A 15,528-nucleotide genomic window follows, 5' to 3' on the forward strand; every position below is an offset into this window, starting at 1 on the left:
CCCCTTAATCTAATTCATCTTGATCATTAATTTCATTAAGTTCATCATCAATGTCATCTAACTCATCATCGTCTAAATTATCTACCAAGTCAAAACTATCTTCAACTTTAACAAATTCATCTAAATTATCATTTTTTTGTGGCTCACGATTAGTACTTAAAATAAAGTTATCAATATCAAATTCATTTTCAAATTCATCACTATCTGTTAATAAGTCTTCATCAACATAATCTGTCTCATCATAACTCTTAATATTCTTAATGTTTCCTTTTTCGTCAATCATATGAATATTAAATCCTAACCCTTGAATTTCACGAGTTAGCACATTAAATGATTCTGGAATTCCTGGTTCTGGAATCTTTTTATCTTTCACAATTGATTCATAAGCACGTGTTCTTCCTTTAATATCATCAGACTTAATTGTTAAAATTTCACGTAATGTATGAGCTGCACCATAAGCTTCTAACGCTCATACTTCCATTTCTCCAAAACGTTGTCCCCCATTTTGGGCTTTTCCTCCTAATGGTTGTTGTGTAATTAATGAATATGGTCCAACATTTCTTGCATGTAATTTATCATCAACCATGTGTGATAATTTCAACATATACATTACTCCTACCGAAACTGGATTATCAAATTTTTCACCTGTTCGACCGTCAATTAAAATTTCTTTCCCAAAGTTTTTCATTCCTGCTTTATCCATAATTTCAATTAATTCTTCATTTGTCATTCCATCAAAAACAGGAGTTGAAATTTTTTGTCCCAACTTTTTCGCTGCCATTCCCAAATGAATTTCTAACACTTGTCCAATATTCATCCGTGATGGTACCCCTAATGGATTTAACATAATATCAATTGGTGTTCCATCTTCCATATGTGGCATATCTTCCAACGGTAAAATTTTCGAAATAACCCCTTTGTTACCATGACGACCAGCCATTTTATCTCCTTCTTGGATTTTTCGTTTTTGAACAATATAAACTTTAATAACTTCTAAAACATCAGCTGATAATTCATATTTTTCTCGTGGAAAGCGTTTAATTGCTTGGATAATTCCTTCACCACCATTTGGAACTCGTAATGAATTATCTTTAACATTTTTTGATTTTTCACCAAAAATTGCTTGTAATAATTTATCTTCTGGTGATAATTGGGTTTGTCCTTTTGGTGTTACTTTTCCAACTAAAATATCACCAGGTTTAACTTCTGTCCCAATAATAACTAATCCATCATCATCTAAAAATTTTCGTGCATTTTCAGAAATATTCGGAATCTCACGAGTAATCTCTTCTGGACCTTGTTTTGTTTGACGACGTTCAATTGTATATTCTTCAATATGAATTGATGTAAAAACATCTTCGGATACTAACCGTTCTGAAACAATAATTGCATCTTCATAGTTGTAACCATTTCATGTTGTAAAAGCAACTATTACATTTTGTCCTAATGCTAGTTCTCCTTTATCAATTGATGGTCCATCAGCTAAAACTTGTCCTTTTTCAATTTTTTGTCCTTGACGTACTAATGGGACATGAGTTAATGATGTTCCTTGGTTACTACGAACAAAAGTGTCTAAATTATAATTTTTTAACCCTTCTTTTGTTTTTAAAACAATTCTTGTTGCATCAACAAAATCAACAGTTCCATCATATTGTGAAACAATTGCTAATCCCGAGTCACGAGCAGCAGCATATTCAACTCCTGTTCCTACATATGGTGAATTTGGCGCAATTAAAGGAATTGCTTGTCGTTGCATATTAGCACCCATTAAAGCACGATTGGCATCATCATTTTCTAAAAATGGAATACAACTTGTTGCAATTGAAACAATTTGTTTTGGTGAAACATCAACATAGTCAACATCGTTTCGTCCAGCAATAATATTTTCTCCTTGGAAACGTGCAACCACTTGTTCATCTAAAATTTCACCCTTATCACTTAAACGAATATTAGCTTGTGCAACAACATAATTTTTTTCTTCATCAGCTGTTAAATAATCATTTTCCATTGTAACTTTGCAACCAATAACACGACGATATGGTGTTTCAATAAATCCATATGAATTAATTTTGGCATATGTTGCTAAGTTATTAATTAACCCAATATTAGGCCCTTCTGGGGTCTCAATTGGACAAATACGACCATAATGTGAGTAGTGAACATCTCGGACCTCTAACCCAGCACGTTCTCTTGATAATCCTCCTGGTCCTAGGGCTGTTAATCGACGTTTATTTGTTAATTCAGCTAAAGGATTTGTCTGATCCATAAATTGTGATAATTGTGATAAATTGAAAAATTCACCAATAATTGCTGATAATGGCTTATTATTAATAATATTTGAAGGTTTTATTTTAAATAAATTTGAAGTTGACATTTTTTCTTTAACATTTTTTTCAATTCTTAGTAAACCAATTCGAAATTGATTTTGTAATAATTCCCCAATTGTTCGAACACGACGATTTCCTAAGTGGTCAATATCATCAACTTCCCCAATTCCATCTGTTAAATTTAATAAATATGAAAATGTCGCCAAAACATCAGGCACTGTTACATATTCATCAGTTGCATTAGGATCAATTCCAATAATATTCGCTACACGTGAACGAACTTCATTATCAACATACACTTTAATTTTTTGGATTTTATTAGAACAAATAATTTCATCACTAAATTTAACTTCTTGTAAACAAGCTCCTGCTTTTAAAATTCCTTTTAACTTGTTAATAGCTTCTTTATTCATTAACGTTCCCTCGGTAAAAACAACTTTACCATTTACATCTTTAATGTCTTCAGCTAATATTTTGTTATAAATTCGATTTTCAACTGATAATTTTTGAATTAATTTAAAACGTCCTGCTTTGGTTAAATCATACTTACGTTTATCAAATAATAATCCATATAAATATTTTGTCGCACCATCTGGAGTTGCTGTTTCTCCTGAACGAATTTTTTTATAAATTTCTTGAACAGCAATACTTTGGTCATATGAAATATCATCTGTGTATGGATCTAATTCATAGGTGCTTTTTACTAATTTATTATCGCCAAAAATTTCTAGAGCATCTTCTTTAATAATTCCTAACGCCGTTAAGAAATTAGCAACCGATACTTTTCTAGATTTATCTATTTTTACATAAAAAACATTCTCAAATTTTTCTTCTTTTCCAACTTTAATTTTTTTATGATCTGATTCAAACTCTAACCATGTCCCTCGTGATGGAATTAAATCAACATAGTAAACATTTTCTCCATTTTTACGATTTAAATCAATTTTATAATATGCTCCTGGTGAACGAACTAATTGTGAAACAACGACTTTTTCTGAACCATTAACAATAAAAGTTCCTTTTCCTGTCATTAGTGGAAAATCACCAAAAAAGACTTCGCCTTCTTTTTCAATTGTAATATCAATAATTAGTTTATCATCTAATCTTTCTTTAATTGTTACTGTACATGTTGCTGTTTCATCACCAGAATGAATATCATAATAAATAACATCAGTTGATTTTTTTAAAATTGTAATCATATGCCCAACACGTTCTTCAATTCACGCTTTAATTAATTCGGGTTCTCCCTTAACAATTGCTTTTTCAACTTCTAAATCTTTTGAATTAATTGTTAATTTTAAATTTGAATAAATTGGTGCTTCAAAGATTTTTGACTCATCTTTTGCTTGAGAAATTGTTCTTCGTGGCTCTCTAAATTCTCAATCTAACATCTCTAAAACGATATTCCCTTCATGTCCAACAATCGGAAATACCTCCCCGAACACTTCGCTAATCCCTGTTTTCTTGAATCAATCATATGTTTCAGTTTGAATTTCAATTAAGTTTGGTAAATCTAAATTCCCACTTACTTTTGTGTAATCAATTCTTTTAGCGTAATGCCCAAATTCTTTTTCTTTTAATGCCATTAATTATTAACCTCACTTTTCACAATATACGCTTATAAATTTTATATTGGTTTGACACAAAAGTCAATTCTTTTTATTAAAAATTAAAAAAAAGCATCAACTGCTTTTTTCCTTATATTAATTCTTACTTAAGACGATCACAAATAAAAATTTCATCATCAACTGTACCAACCATTGCTTTTTTCATTTTTTCAAATAAGATTCCAGCAGCTCCGCCACCAACACCTTGTTTTTCTTGTTCGGCAATACATTTAAAACATTTTGGATTAAAATTCGTCATTGTTTAAGACCTCCTTATATATTATTTTAATTTTACTAAAAAATAATAAAGTTGTAAAACTAAATTACTTATCAATTAAAATTCATGCTCATCATCCATGGGGAATATCAATATCGCCACCATTTGAACCGTAGGCTGCATAGAAAATTGAATTTGTTCGATTTAAACCAAATGTAAATGCTAAACAAAATGAACCTCAACAATAATTGAAGACAATTCGATTTCGAACGGTTTCATAATTATTATTATTTCCAACTCAAACGGCTTTATCTTTGACCAAATTATAAGCATTAAATAACTTAAGATCAGGTAAATTCTTTACATTTGAACTTTGCTTAAAATTACTTAATAATTCTTTAAAAATTGCATTAGCACTATGTGTATTTCTTTTAAATTTATTAAATAACTTTTCACCAACATGAAATATACTAGTATGCTTAAAATTATTTTCATCATTAAAATTAGTTGAAACTCGTTTTTTAATTTCAACTTGATAATATTTATGAAACGCAACAATTATTTTTCCAAAATTTATTAATTTAGTATCTAAACCTTGACGACTAATTAAAATATTACTTTCAAAATTTTTACCATCGATTTTTAATGTTCCAGCTAATGGAAAACCATATAGTGAAATAAAATTTAAATTAACACATAATCTAGCTAACATCATATGATTATCACTGACATTAAAAATAGGTAAACTTTTTTTATAAGCTGTAACAAAATTTTCAGCTGTTAAGCCCGATGGATTTATTCCCTCTCCTGCCCATAAGGCTGGTTGATAATTACCAATGTCAGCTGTTTCAGGTAATTGTCCTGAATTTTCAGCTGTTACCGTTCCTAAAATTAGGCGCATTAAAGATTTATTACCAGTTTTATCAAAAGCAATTCCCGCACGAATTTCTTGGTTAATTGCATTATTTTTCTTAATTTTTTCATTAAATTGTTGAATAAAAATTTTATCTAATGGTTTAACATTAATATTATAATTAATTTCAAAATCATCATAAATTGATTTGAATTCATTGTTTTGATCAATTATGACATTTTCATAATTATTAAAAAAGTTAATTAAATATTTTTTGATTTTTGCAATTGATTTTTCTAAAATTTTTTTAATTTCATCTGGTTCATTTGTAATAACATAAGTAACTGTAAATGGGCGCATTTGTCTTAAGGATTTAAAACTTAAATCTAACATAAATTCATACTGAATTTGAACTGCCCGAACACCAGTCGTTGTGGTATTAGTTAATTTATTAATTTTATCTAAATCAACATAAGTTAAAGTAAATTTATCTGCTTCTTCAAGGTGATACAATGGTTTTTTCTTTAAAGTATTAAAATAATTTGGATATGTTTCACTAATTTTAACATTTAATTTCTTAAATATTTCTTTACATTCATTTTGAAATTTTTTTAATCCTAAATTAATCTGCGTATTTGAACGGTCAAGAACAACCAACTGGTTACGTTGATTAACTAAATCATAAAATTGATTTAATTCTGGAAATTCGTTTGAATTTTTAATATTTCCATTGCTATCATAATTTGTTATCTCATTACTAACATCACTGGCAATTTTCATTCAAATTAACATCTCATTTTGTAAATTTGAATTAGTATAATTAGTATCACGATATTTTATCATTCGACAACTTGTAATTTTACTAGTTATCCCAGTGGTAAATAATCCGACAACACTAAAAATAATGAATAGTTTTTTCATAAATAGTTTTTTCCCCTTATTTTTTACAGAATATATCCTCAGAATACATTAATTATAGAAAAAAAATAAGAAAATGTAAATAAAAACAACCGATATCGGTTGTTTTTATCGTAATGACTTATCAAATGGAATTCCTGATGCTTTTGGTACTTTTGAATTTTTTGAGAAAATAACCATTGTTATTAATGCAAAGACAAATGGTAAAATTTTTAATAACTGATTTGATGGATCAGCAATATTTCAACCCGCAAAACGTCATAATGTTCCTGCTAAAGCAATTAAAAAGCTGAATAAGACTGTTCCCAATGTAATATATTGAATTCGTCATTGCCCAAAAATCATAATTGCCAAGGCAATATATCCTTGTCCTTGGACGTCACCACGAAATTGCCCAGAAACATAATGAGTGAACATTGCCCCTGCTAGGCCTGCTAAGCATCCAGAAATAATAACTGCCTTATATCTTGTTTTAATTACATTAATTCCAGCTGCATCAACTGCATTAGGATTCTCACCACATCCAACATAGCGTAGTCCTGTTTTTGTAAATCTAAAGAAAATAAAAGTAAAACCTGCTAAAACAATTGCAATAATTAAGAAAATATTAATAATTTGATATGAATCAACCCCAATTGTACTAAAACCTGTTTGAATCATATTTCCAGCCGCTAAGGATGGAATGCTTACAAAAAATAATCCGATTCCAGTTGCTAATAAATTTAGCGCTGTTCCAGAAATTACTTGTTGTGCTTTTAAAGTAATTGAAGCAAAACCATGTAATAAGGCAAAAGTCCCACCACAAATTGTGGCAATTAATAAAGCAATAATTTGCATTCCATTACCATATTGTGATAATACTTTACCAAGTAACGCATAAACTAACGCACCAATGATCATCATTCCATCAATAACAATATTAACAACTCCTGCGCGTTCTGAATACAAACCAGCCATTGCCGCAATTAACAATACTGCAAAAAGAATTGAACCATTAGCAAATAATTGTGAAACTGCTTCCATTATTTTTTTCCTCCTTTTTGCATTTGATAAGCGGCATTTTGACGATGATATTCTGCTTTTAAAATTTTATTATCTTCTGAAACAACTTTTTGAATATGTTTTAATTTTTGATTTAATTCCTTTTTCCACTGTGGCATCTCTCTTTTATGTTTTTTGCGCATAGCTTGATATTCAAGATTAAATTGTTGTTTCATCTCTTTTAATTGCAGTTTTAAATTTTGTTTTAACACAGCCACTTCCTGTTGAATCTTAACATCTGCTTTTACTTGACGATTAATTATTCTTAATTCCCGTTTAATTTTTTTCTTACTTTAATAATTTACTATTTTAAATTGATACATTTCACGACGTTGTTGGCGTTTTAATGCTTTAATTTCTTGATTTAATTTTTTAGTAATCAGTGCTTCTTCTTTTTGCAATCTTTTAAAATCATTTCCATATTTTTGTTGAATTTGATTAAAAATAGGATAATAACTTTCACGTAATTTTTTAATAGCTTCCTCTTGCTTTAAAACTAAATCACCATATTGCGACTGTAAATGTGATAATTTAGCATATAATTCTATTTTCGGCAAATTATAAAACTGTGATAATTCTTGTTTTGCTTGCCCTTTTACTTTTCATACGACTTGATAATAATTATTTTTTAAAAAACTAATTTCTTGTTTTTTAAATAAATATTCATTTTTCACTTGTACAAAATGGTCTAATGCGGAACCAAGGGCAATAAATGTTGCTAATTTATATTTTGTTTTAAGACCACGTTGCCCAATTTTTGTTGCTTCCTTATATTTTAAATTTTCAAAAAAACGAATTTCTGTTTTTAAAGTGGTAATTTTCCCAGCATATAACGTTAATTGATCATTAATTTCATTCCGATATGCTTTAATTTCTTCTTTAGTTCCTTCTTTTTTTAATTCTTGCATTTTAATTCGATATATTTTATTCGTATTTTTAATTTGTTTTTGATAATCCTTAATTTGTTTTTGATATTTAATTATATTCTTGCTTTCATTCTACATTGTGTTGAATATTTCATCAACGACGCAATCAAAAGATCGGTTTAAAGTAAATAAATAATGTAGAAATTGCAGACATATAAATAATGATTCCGAAAATCAATTGTCCCATTTGTTTTGACATTTGAAAATCAGGTAATTGCGTTGCTTGCAAAGCAGCTGTTTTAATAATTCCTCATAATAAAGCAATTGGTAAAATAGCAAACCCATTTGTAAAAGCAACTAATGCAACAGCAATTGCATCAAAACCGACAACTGGTAATGCATCAGTTGTAAATTGTAATACTGTTGATTGTGTCATATAATATAACATTCCTAACACGCCTGCTAAAGCACCTGATAATGCCATTGAAACAATAGTATATGCTTTAACATTTGTTCCAGCGTATAAAGAAGCATTTTTTGATTTTCCAACCGCTTTAATTCGAAAACCTAAAACAGTATAATTCATAATAAAAATAATTATTCCTAATAATAACATTGCAATAATAAATGGAATAATTCATAATTGCCCTTTCAATACTAAATTAAAATTTGGGGCTGTTGTAACAATATCAATTGTTGAATTTTGATTTGAATTTCACATCCCATGCGCTGGATTCATAAACATTCATTTCATAACATACCAAACAATTCAATTTAACATAATTGTTGAAACAACTTCATGAATATTAAAATAAGCTTTTAATGCTCCAGCAATTGCTGCTAACATTGCACCAACAAGAATTGAAATAAATAAAGCTCCAATTACGCCAGCTCCTTGACTAATTGTGGGATTCTTTAAACCTAAAACAATTGTCATACTACCTGCTAATAACATTTGTCCAGGAACACCAATATTAAATAATCCAGCTTTAAAACCAACCGCAACAGCTAATCCCGCAACAATATAAATTGCTCAATAAGTTAATGTCGAATCTTTTAATAATGGGTGAAAAGCTAGTCGAAAAACATAACTAAAAAATAATAATGGATCTAATGCATTTGCACCGATAATAATAAAACTAAGCAGAACTCCTGCAATAATTGCACAAATAGATGCCTTAAAATAGTTCATTTTAGTTTTAAATTCATTTGAACGAAAGAAAATTCTTGTTTTCTGTTTTAATAATCATCCATAATTTTTAATTTGTGTTTGCATTAATTTTTATTCCTTTCTTATGATATCTTCCTGCCATCATTAAACCAATTTCTTCACGTTTAATTTTATTGCCAGTAACTTCACCAGCAATGCGTCCATTATGTAAAACAACAATACGGTCAGCTAAACTCATAATTTCTTCTAATTCATATGAAACTAATAAAACTGCTTTCCCTTGTGCTTTTTCTTCCAAAATTTTATTATGAATATATTCAATTGCTCCAACATCTAAACCCCTTGTTGGTTGAACAACAACTAAAATATTATGTTGTCGTGATAGTTCTCGCCCAATAACTAATTTTTGCTGATTACCTCCTGATAAGCTGCGTGTAACAGCAAAACCAGAATTTGCACCTCGTACATCATATTTATTAACAATTTGTTGAGCATATAATTGAATTGCTCCTTTATCTAATAAACCATAATTTGAAAATGGTTTTTGATTAATATTTTGTAAAACAACATTATCAATTGCATTGAATTCTAAGATTAAACCATATTTATGACGATCTTCAGGAATATGAGACATTCCATTTTGATAGCGTTCATAAATACTTTTTTTTGGTTACATTAATATCATTAAAAATTATTTCTCCAAAGGCTCCTTTTTCTAATCCGGTTAAAACATTTACTAATTCAGTCTGCCCATTTCCTTCTACTCCAGCAATTGCAACAATTTCTCCTGCATGAACGGTTAAATTAAAATCATCTAAAGCCATCAAACGCGTTAGGCCTTTTTTTACTGATAAATTTTCAATTCTTAATAAAACTTCTTCTCGTGGTGCTTGCCCTAAATTTTTAATTTCAACTAAATTACGGCCAACCATTGCTTCAGCAATTTCTTTCTCATTTTTATCTTGCACATTAAAAGTTTCGACAACTTTTCCACGTCGAATAACTGTTGCTCGATCAGCATTTTTTTCACTTCATCTAATTTATGGGAAATAAAAATAATTGTTTTCCCATCTTTTTTTAAATCTAACATAATATTTGATAAGCCTTCAATTTCTTGTGGTGTTAAAACAGCTGTTGGTTCATCAAAAACTAAAATATCTGCTTCACGATATAAAATTTTTAAAATTTCAACTCGTTGTTGCATTCCAACTGAAATATTTGCAATTTTTGAACTAAAATCAACTTGCAAATTATATTTAATTGCAATTTGAACAATATCACGTGCTTCTTTTGAACGATCTAAAAATACTTTCCCTTTTAACTGTTCATATCCTAATGTAATGTTATCAAGTACAGTAAAAATATCAACTAATTTAAAATGTTGATGAACCATACCAATTCCTAATTGATTCGCTTTAATAGGATTATTAATATATTCTGGTTTTCCATTAATAAGGGTTTCTCCCTTTGTTGGTTCATACAAACCAAATAAAATACTCATTAATGTTGATTTTCCTGCTCCATTTTCGCCAATTAAAGCATGAATTTCACCTTTTTTACTTTTAAGGTAATATCATTATTTGCAATTAAATCACCAAAGACCTTGGTAATATTATTCATTTCTATTGCATATTCATTTTTGTTTTTCATATTATGTCCTTTCCTTCTATTGCAAAGCGGTTTCAATTGCATTTAAAATATAAGTTTTCAATGTATTACTATTTTGATAAGTATTTGCTAATGTTGTTGTAAATACCTTTGCTGCTACAGGAGGGACATCATCAATTCCTCGGGAATAAGCATCTTGTAATACTTTAATAATTTTATCAAATGCTGTATCCTTTGTTAAATCATCAGTTTTATTATGAATAAAATTAACAGTATCTTCATTAATTGACTTTGTTGTTTCAATCCCTGTCCAAGTTGGATGCTGAATTGATGATTGATCAGTATTAATTCAACATTCCGGTGTCACATGATTATTGTCTCAAGTATTACTATTAGATGAATAACCACATTTATCTGAATAAATATTCTTGAGAGCTTCTTGAGTTGAAGTTGCAATTTCTTTTAAGGCACTTGTTACGATTATGTCTTCTCCATAAATTTTAGATTGTTCGGTATCAACACCAATAACTTTAGCTGGTGATTTATTATATTTAATTCGGCCAATAGTATCTTAGGTTTGCGGACCTGCAACAGGGAAAATAATACTTGCTCCACGAGAAAGTAATTCATCTAAAATATCTTTCCCATGTCCAATTTCAAATGATTGTGAAAATCATGATTCATTATTTTTTATAACATTTTGTACTTTTTCAATTTTTTGTAAAGCAGTTACTGCTGGATTCATTTTTTTAACTTGTGCTAAAAGATCTGTTCTAATGTTAAATAAGTTTGGCAAATTGCTGTTACTAATGATTGCATTAAAAATATCAGCAGCCACTAAAAATCCTCACATATAATTTGAAACAGCGCCAGGATTATCCATTCCTCCTTTTGTAGATATTTTTAAACCTGAAGGATATTTGCTTTGATTAGCATTTAATCATAATGCTGTTGCAATTCCTGCAAAAAATCTCGATGATTCAGCTTCATAACTTATTCCAACAACTTTTGTTGCTAATGGTTTTTGGGGATCCATTCCTAAATGAATATTTTGGCTACTTCCATCAATATAAATTAAATTATCAACTATTTCTGCACCTCATCCAACGGTATTACCATGCACAAAACCTGGCAAAATTAATGTTTTTGCGTCAGCAATATATGTTGTTAAATAAGCTGTTTTAAAGTCAGATGGTGTTTGACTTGCTGGTTCATAATAACTAGCTCGATGGTGACTTTTTTTCACTCTGATGGTAAAATTTCTTTATCCTTTTGTGAAATGACATATTTACTTGCTCCATCTCATGCTGATTCATTAAACGATGCATCGGTCACAATAAAAGCATCGGTAATAACTCAAATATTACTATCAAAATAATATTTTTTAGCACATGCAACAAGAAAAAGACTCGAACCATTTATCAAAGTTGCTGCTACAAAAACACTGAGCAATTTTCTCATTGTTTATTTCTTCCCTTTTATTACTAATAAATTATATTTTTTAATTAATTATTATTCGGCAATTGAATATTTCCTTTCATAATTAAATTACTATGTTTAATGCCCTAACAATGTAATATTTCATTGCCAATTTATTTTTAACATATTTTTAAACAAATGAAAAGAAAAAAACTACTTTTTAAATAAAAAAAGTTAAATTTAATCAACCTAAATTTAACTTTTTTAATAAATTTATTTATAATATTAACCAATAAAATAATAATTTTTATTTGTTATTCTTTTTACAAAATGGACAATTTGTTTCAAATGGAATATCTTGTTTAGTATATTTAGAAATATTATGTAAATTAAGATGATTATAATCAGCAAATTGATTATTATTTGCCCTTATTTCTTCTTAAGATGAATTACTATTTTTAGTTCGATAATAATTGCCCAAACCATATGAACTTTCACTTGAGTTAGCAACACCATATGTGTTAGAATAACCTTTTTTATTATATAAATTATAACGTGTTGATACTAAGTTAATATCACTAATTTGAGGATAAAACTGATCAATTGGTACAACACCGTGATGCTTAATATATTTTTTAGTTTCAACATCGTTATTTTTTTTGCAAAATCAGCAGATTTTGCCTCTAACGATTCAACTTTTAAAGTTAAATTTTTTAAGTAATTTTGCACTTTTCCTAATGTTTTTGTGTGTGTTGTATGTAAGTTAATTGAATCCTTAATTAATTCTTCATTTTTTTCAAAACGATATTCAAAATCATTTGAAATAACTTGTTGTAATGGTGGTTCTTCTACAAATGGTGTTTCCTTAATTGGTTCTGGCTTTTCCTGATTAAAGTATTCAATTACTTCATCATCTAAATTTGAAAAATCACCATTCATAATTTTATCATCTAATTCATCTAAACTATACGATACTTCGTCTTTTAAAATTGGTCGAATTTCTGGTTGCAACGATTTATTTGTTTCATTTGTAACAACATCATGTAATAAATGACCTTGATGATCTTCTATTTTATTCTTATTTAATTCATCTGCGTTAACTTCTAATTGATTTGTTCTTTTAACATCTGTTGTAAATATTTCTGCAGGTACACTATCTTCTGTTTCTGTTAAAATAGTATTTTGTTTTTCATTCATTGAGATATTAAACATATCTGCTCCCACATTGTTTGGTTCTGTTGTATCTAGTGGTTCAGGAGTTAATTCTAAATTAATTGCATCATTTTTTACCTCATGCTTGGGTTTTACTTCATTAGTTCTTAAGATTTCATCTTCAACTAGCGTTGCCATATTATTTTCTATTTGTTCTACTGTTTGTTGTTCAACTGATAGGTCTGAAAGCTCATTGTTTTCAGAAGATTGTATTTCATCATCATAATTATCTTCATTTGCAACTGAATCAATTTCATCAAGATCCCAACTTGTGAATCATCTACCCCGGCTAGTTCAGCAAAAGGGTAATCATAATTATCTGGTACATTATCTGTTTTTGTTTCTTCATCATCTGATGTTTTAATATCAGGTAATAATTCTCCTTTTAATTTATCAATATTATGATCAGATGGAATAAATATAATTCCTGTCCGTTGTGATTCTTGGTTTGCTAGTTTAATATTGTTATTCATAATTTCTATCTCTTTTTTTGTTTTACCATTATTTACAACATTATTAAAAGTATTAATTTCTAAATTAATATTTTCTGATGATTCATTAATGTTGTCATTCAAAACATTATCAATTACATTATTATCTGTTGCTAAAATTTGATCATTAAGAAAATCAACTGTGGCTTGTGAATTATTACTAAATATTTCAGCAATACGCATTAATTTTAATTCATGCTCTGGTTCTAACTTTAATTTTCTTACTAATCCATTTGCTTGTTTAGCAAGAACATTATAAATTTTAGCTTTCTTTTTAATGAATTTAGGTTTTACTTCTGCTATTTCTACTTCTTCTTCTACCATTTGTTTAATATTAAGTGCTTGTTGATGCATTTCACTTCATTTATTATAAAGTTTTTTTGTTTTCTTGTCATTGTTTTCTCTGATATTCATGATGAATTCAAAAATTCATCATCTAAAAAAGAAAAATTTGGTTTTTCATCTTCTGCTGCATTAAAAACAGCATTTTCGTTTACAGCGCTTGTTTTATCAGCAAAACTTTTAATATCAGCATTAAACTTATAATCAGCATTTGGTTTTACATCTAAGAATGGAGCAGGAATTTCCTCAACTCGTTCATTTTGTGAAGCATCATTTGCTGAATTTTGATCTTCTAATTGGTCTGATTCCAAGTTTGATTTTTCTTGTTGCTTAACTTCATTAACAACTGGTGGTTTTGATAATTCTTTTGATTTACTTTGTTTTAAATCAGTTTCCGTTGTATTTGATTTTGTTTCAAAAACCGCTGGTTTCTGCGGATTTGTCATAGTTTGTGTCATATCATTAATTAAATTTGCTAATTTATGTTCATCAACATCATTTTTATTAGAATTAAATAAATTATTTAGTTCATTTGATGAAAAAATCGAATTTGATTTTTGATAAGATAACTTTTTACTATCATCCTCTTTTGCGTAATCATTGTTTTTGAAATCTCTTTCGGTTTCTCCAATCCCTGCGATAGTCGCGTCAACTCCCAAAGTTGCGCTTCCATGATACTTTCCTTCTTTTTTTTTACCTCTCTTTCAAGTTTTTTATCTTGGTGGTAAATAACAATCATATTTCGTTCTTCAACAAAATTTTGTAAAGACTCAACATCAAATAATGATGATTCAATAAACAATAAACCAATAAACATTAATGCTGCTAATATTAATACTGCTACTTTTCCATAAATTAATGCTGCAATAATTAATGTAACAAATATTATTTTAATATATGGTTTTGCAATTAATTGTCCTTTTTTAACACGATGCAGTTGAACTGATACTAGTGTAATAACTAATAATGCAACAAAAATTGTTAAAGCAATAATTGTGTATCCTCAAATATCTCCTGTCAAATAACTTAAAATTTGTTCTTGTTTAAAAATTGATGTTTGAAAAATATCATTCATTAAATTTAAAATTGATGGAAGCGCAACAGATTGTATTACCAAAAAGTTTAAAATAGCAGTAAAAATTTGAACTATCGCTCCAATTATAATTATACTTCACCCTAATGTTACTAAAAACACAAACATTTTAATTATCCTCCTCTATCTACTTTCCACCGCGCATAGCTCAATAATCAAAGCCAATTGTTTCATCATCCTCATCTTTTGTTTCAACAGAAGCAAAATCTGACATTGGATGATAAGAATCAACTGCTTTTTTTTGTTGGTTTTTTAGTAACGACATTATCATTTTTAATAATATATCGTTTGTTATAAGCACTAACTTCATGCGCAACCAATTGGTCTGTTGCATAATTGCCATACATCTGTTTAACATAAGTT

14 protein-coding genes and 1 pseudogene are annotated in these 15,528 nt (G+C 28.4%); all 15 read right to left on the reverse strand.

Going from position 1 to position 15,528, the window contains the following annotated elements; genetic code table 4:
• Positions 1-4 precede the first annotated feature (4 nt).
• Entirely contained in the window at positions 5-3,913 is a 3,909-nt protein-coding gene (locus AACL22_RS05565) for a DNA-directed RNA polymerase subunit beta (protein WP_338990259.1), read from the reverse strand.
• Positions 3,914-4,037: 124 nt separating this feature from the next.
• Entirely contained in the window at positions 4,038-4,193 is a 156-nt protein-coding gene (locus AACL22_RS05570) for a hypothetical protein (RefSeq protein ID WP_338990261.1), read from the reverse strand.
• Positions 4,194-4,257: 64 nt separating this feature from the next.
• On the reverse strand, positions 4,258-5,925 hold the full coding sequence (locus tag AACL22_RS05575) for a hypothetical protein (RefSeq protein ID WP_338990263.1): 1,668 nt from the start codon (positions 5,923-5,925) through the stop codon (positions 4,258-4,260).
• Positions 5,926-6,030: 105 nt separating this feature from the next.
• The gene (locus AACL22_RS05580) at positions 6,031-6,945 is read right to left on the reverse strand and encodes an ABC transporter permease (RefSeq protein WP_338990264.1); all 915 of its coding nucleotides are present in this window, start codon (positions 6,943-6,945) and stop codon (positions 6,031-6,033) included.
• Positions 6,945-7,175 carry a hypothetical protein gene (locus AACL22_RS05585; RefSeq protein WP_338990265.1) on the reverse strand — a complete coding sequence of 77 codons (231 nt, stop codon included), beginning with the start codon at positions 7,173-7,175 and terminating at the stop codon, positions 6,945-6,947. Before AACL22_RS05585 ends, AACL22_RS05580 begins: the two co-directional genes overlap by 1 nt.
• Before the next feature lie 81 nt (positions 7,176-7,256).
• A complete protein-coding gene (locus tag AACL22_RS05590; protein WP_338990267.1) occupies positions 7,257-7,871 on the reverse strand; it encodes a hypothetical protein in 615 nt (204 codons plus the stop codon).
• A 67-nt stretch (positions 7,872-7,938) separates the two neighbouring features.
• Complete coding sequence (locus AACL22_RS05595; protein ID WP_338990269.1) at positions 7,939-9,105, reverse strand: ABC transporter permease; 1,167 nt, start codon at positions 9,103-9,105, stop codon at positions 7,939-7,941.
• Positions 9,089-10,650, reverse strand: a pseudogene (locus AACL22_RS13770) (ABC transporter ATP-binding protein). Before AACL22_RS13770 ends, AACL22_RS05595 begins: the two are co-directional and overlap by 17 nt.
• A 16-nt stretch (positions 10,651-10,666) precedes the next feature.
• Positions 10,667-10,975, reverse strand: coding sequence for a hypothetical protein (locus AACL22_RS05615; protein WP_338990275.1), 309 nt, complete (start codon positions 10,973-10,975; stop codon positions 10,667-10,669).
• A gap of 204 nt (positions 10,976-11,179) precedes the next feature.
• A complete protein-coding gene (locus AACL22_RS05620; RefSeq protein ID WP_338990276.1) occupies positions 11,180-11,854 on the reverse strand; it encodes a hypothetical protein in 675 nt (224 codons plus the stop codon).
• Complete coding sequence (locus AACL22_RS05625; protein WP_338990278.1) at positions 11,776-12,069, reverse strand: hypothetical protein; 294 nt, start codon at positions 12,067-12,069, stop codon at positions 11,776-11,778. Before AACL22_RS05625 ends, AACL22_RS05620 begins: the two co-directional genes overlap by 79 nt.
• A 522-nt stretch (positions 12,070-12,591) precedes the next feature.
• A complete protein-coding gene (locus tag AACL22_RS05630; protein WP_338990280.1) occupies positions 12,592-13,377 on the reverse strand; it encodes a hypothetical protein in 786 nt (261 codons plus the stop codon).
• Positions 13,378-13,394: 17 nt separating this feature from the next.
• Positions 13,395-14,054, reverse strand: coding sequence for a hypothetical protein (locus tag AACL22_RS05635; protein ID WP_338990282.1), 660 nt, complete (start codon positions 14,052-14,054; stop codon positions 13,395-13,397).
• Entirely contained in the window at positions 14,048-14,731 is a 684-nt protein-coding gene (locus tag AACL22_RS05640) for a hypothetical protein (protein WP_338990284.1), read from the reverse strand. Before AACL22_RS05640 ends, AACL22_RS05635 begins: the two co-directional genes overlap by 7 nt.
• A gap of 561 nt (positions 14,732-15,292) precedes the next feature.
• A complete protein-coding gene (locus AACL22_RS05645; RefSeq protein WP_338990286.1) occupies positions 15,293-15,430 on the reverse strand; it encodes a hypothetical protein in 138 nt (45 codons plus the stop codon).
• Positions 15,431-15,528 lie beyond the last annotated feature (98 nt).

This window comes from Spiroplasma endosymbiont of Seladonia tumulorum, from assembly GCF_964020235.1.
Taxonomy (GTDB): Bacteria; Bacillota_I; Bacilli_A; order Mycoplasmatales; family Mycoplasmataceae; genus Spiroplasma.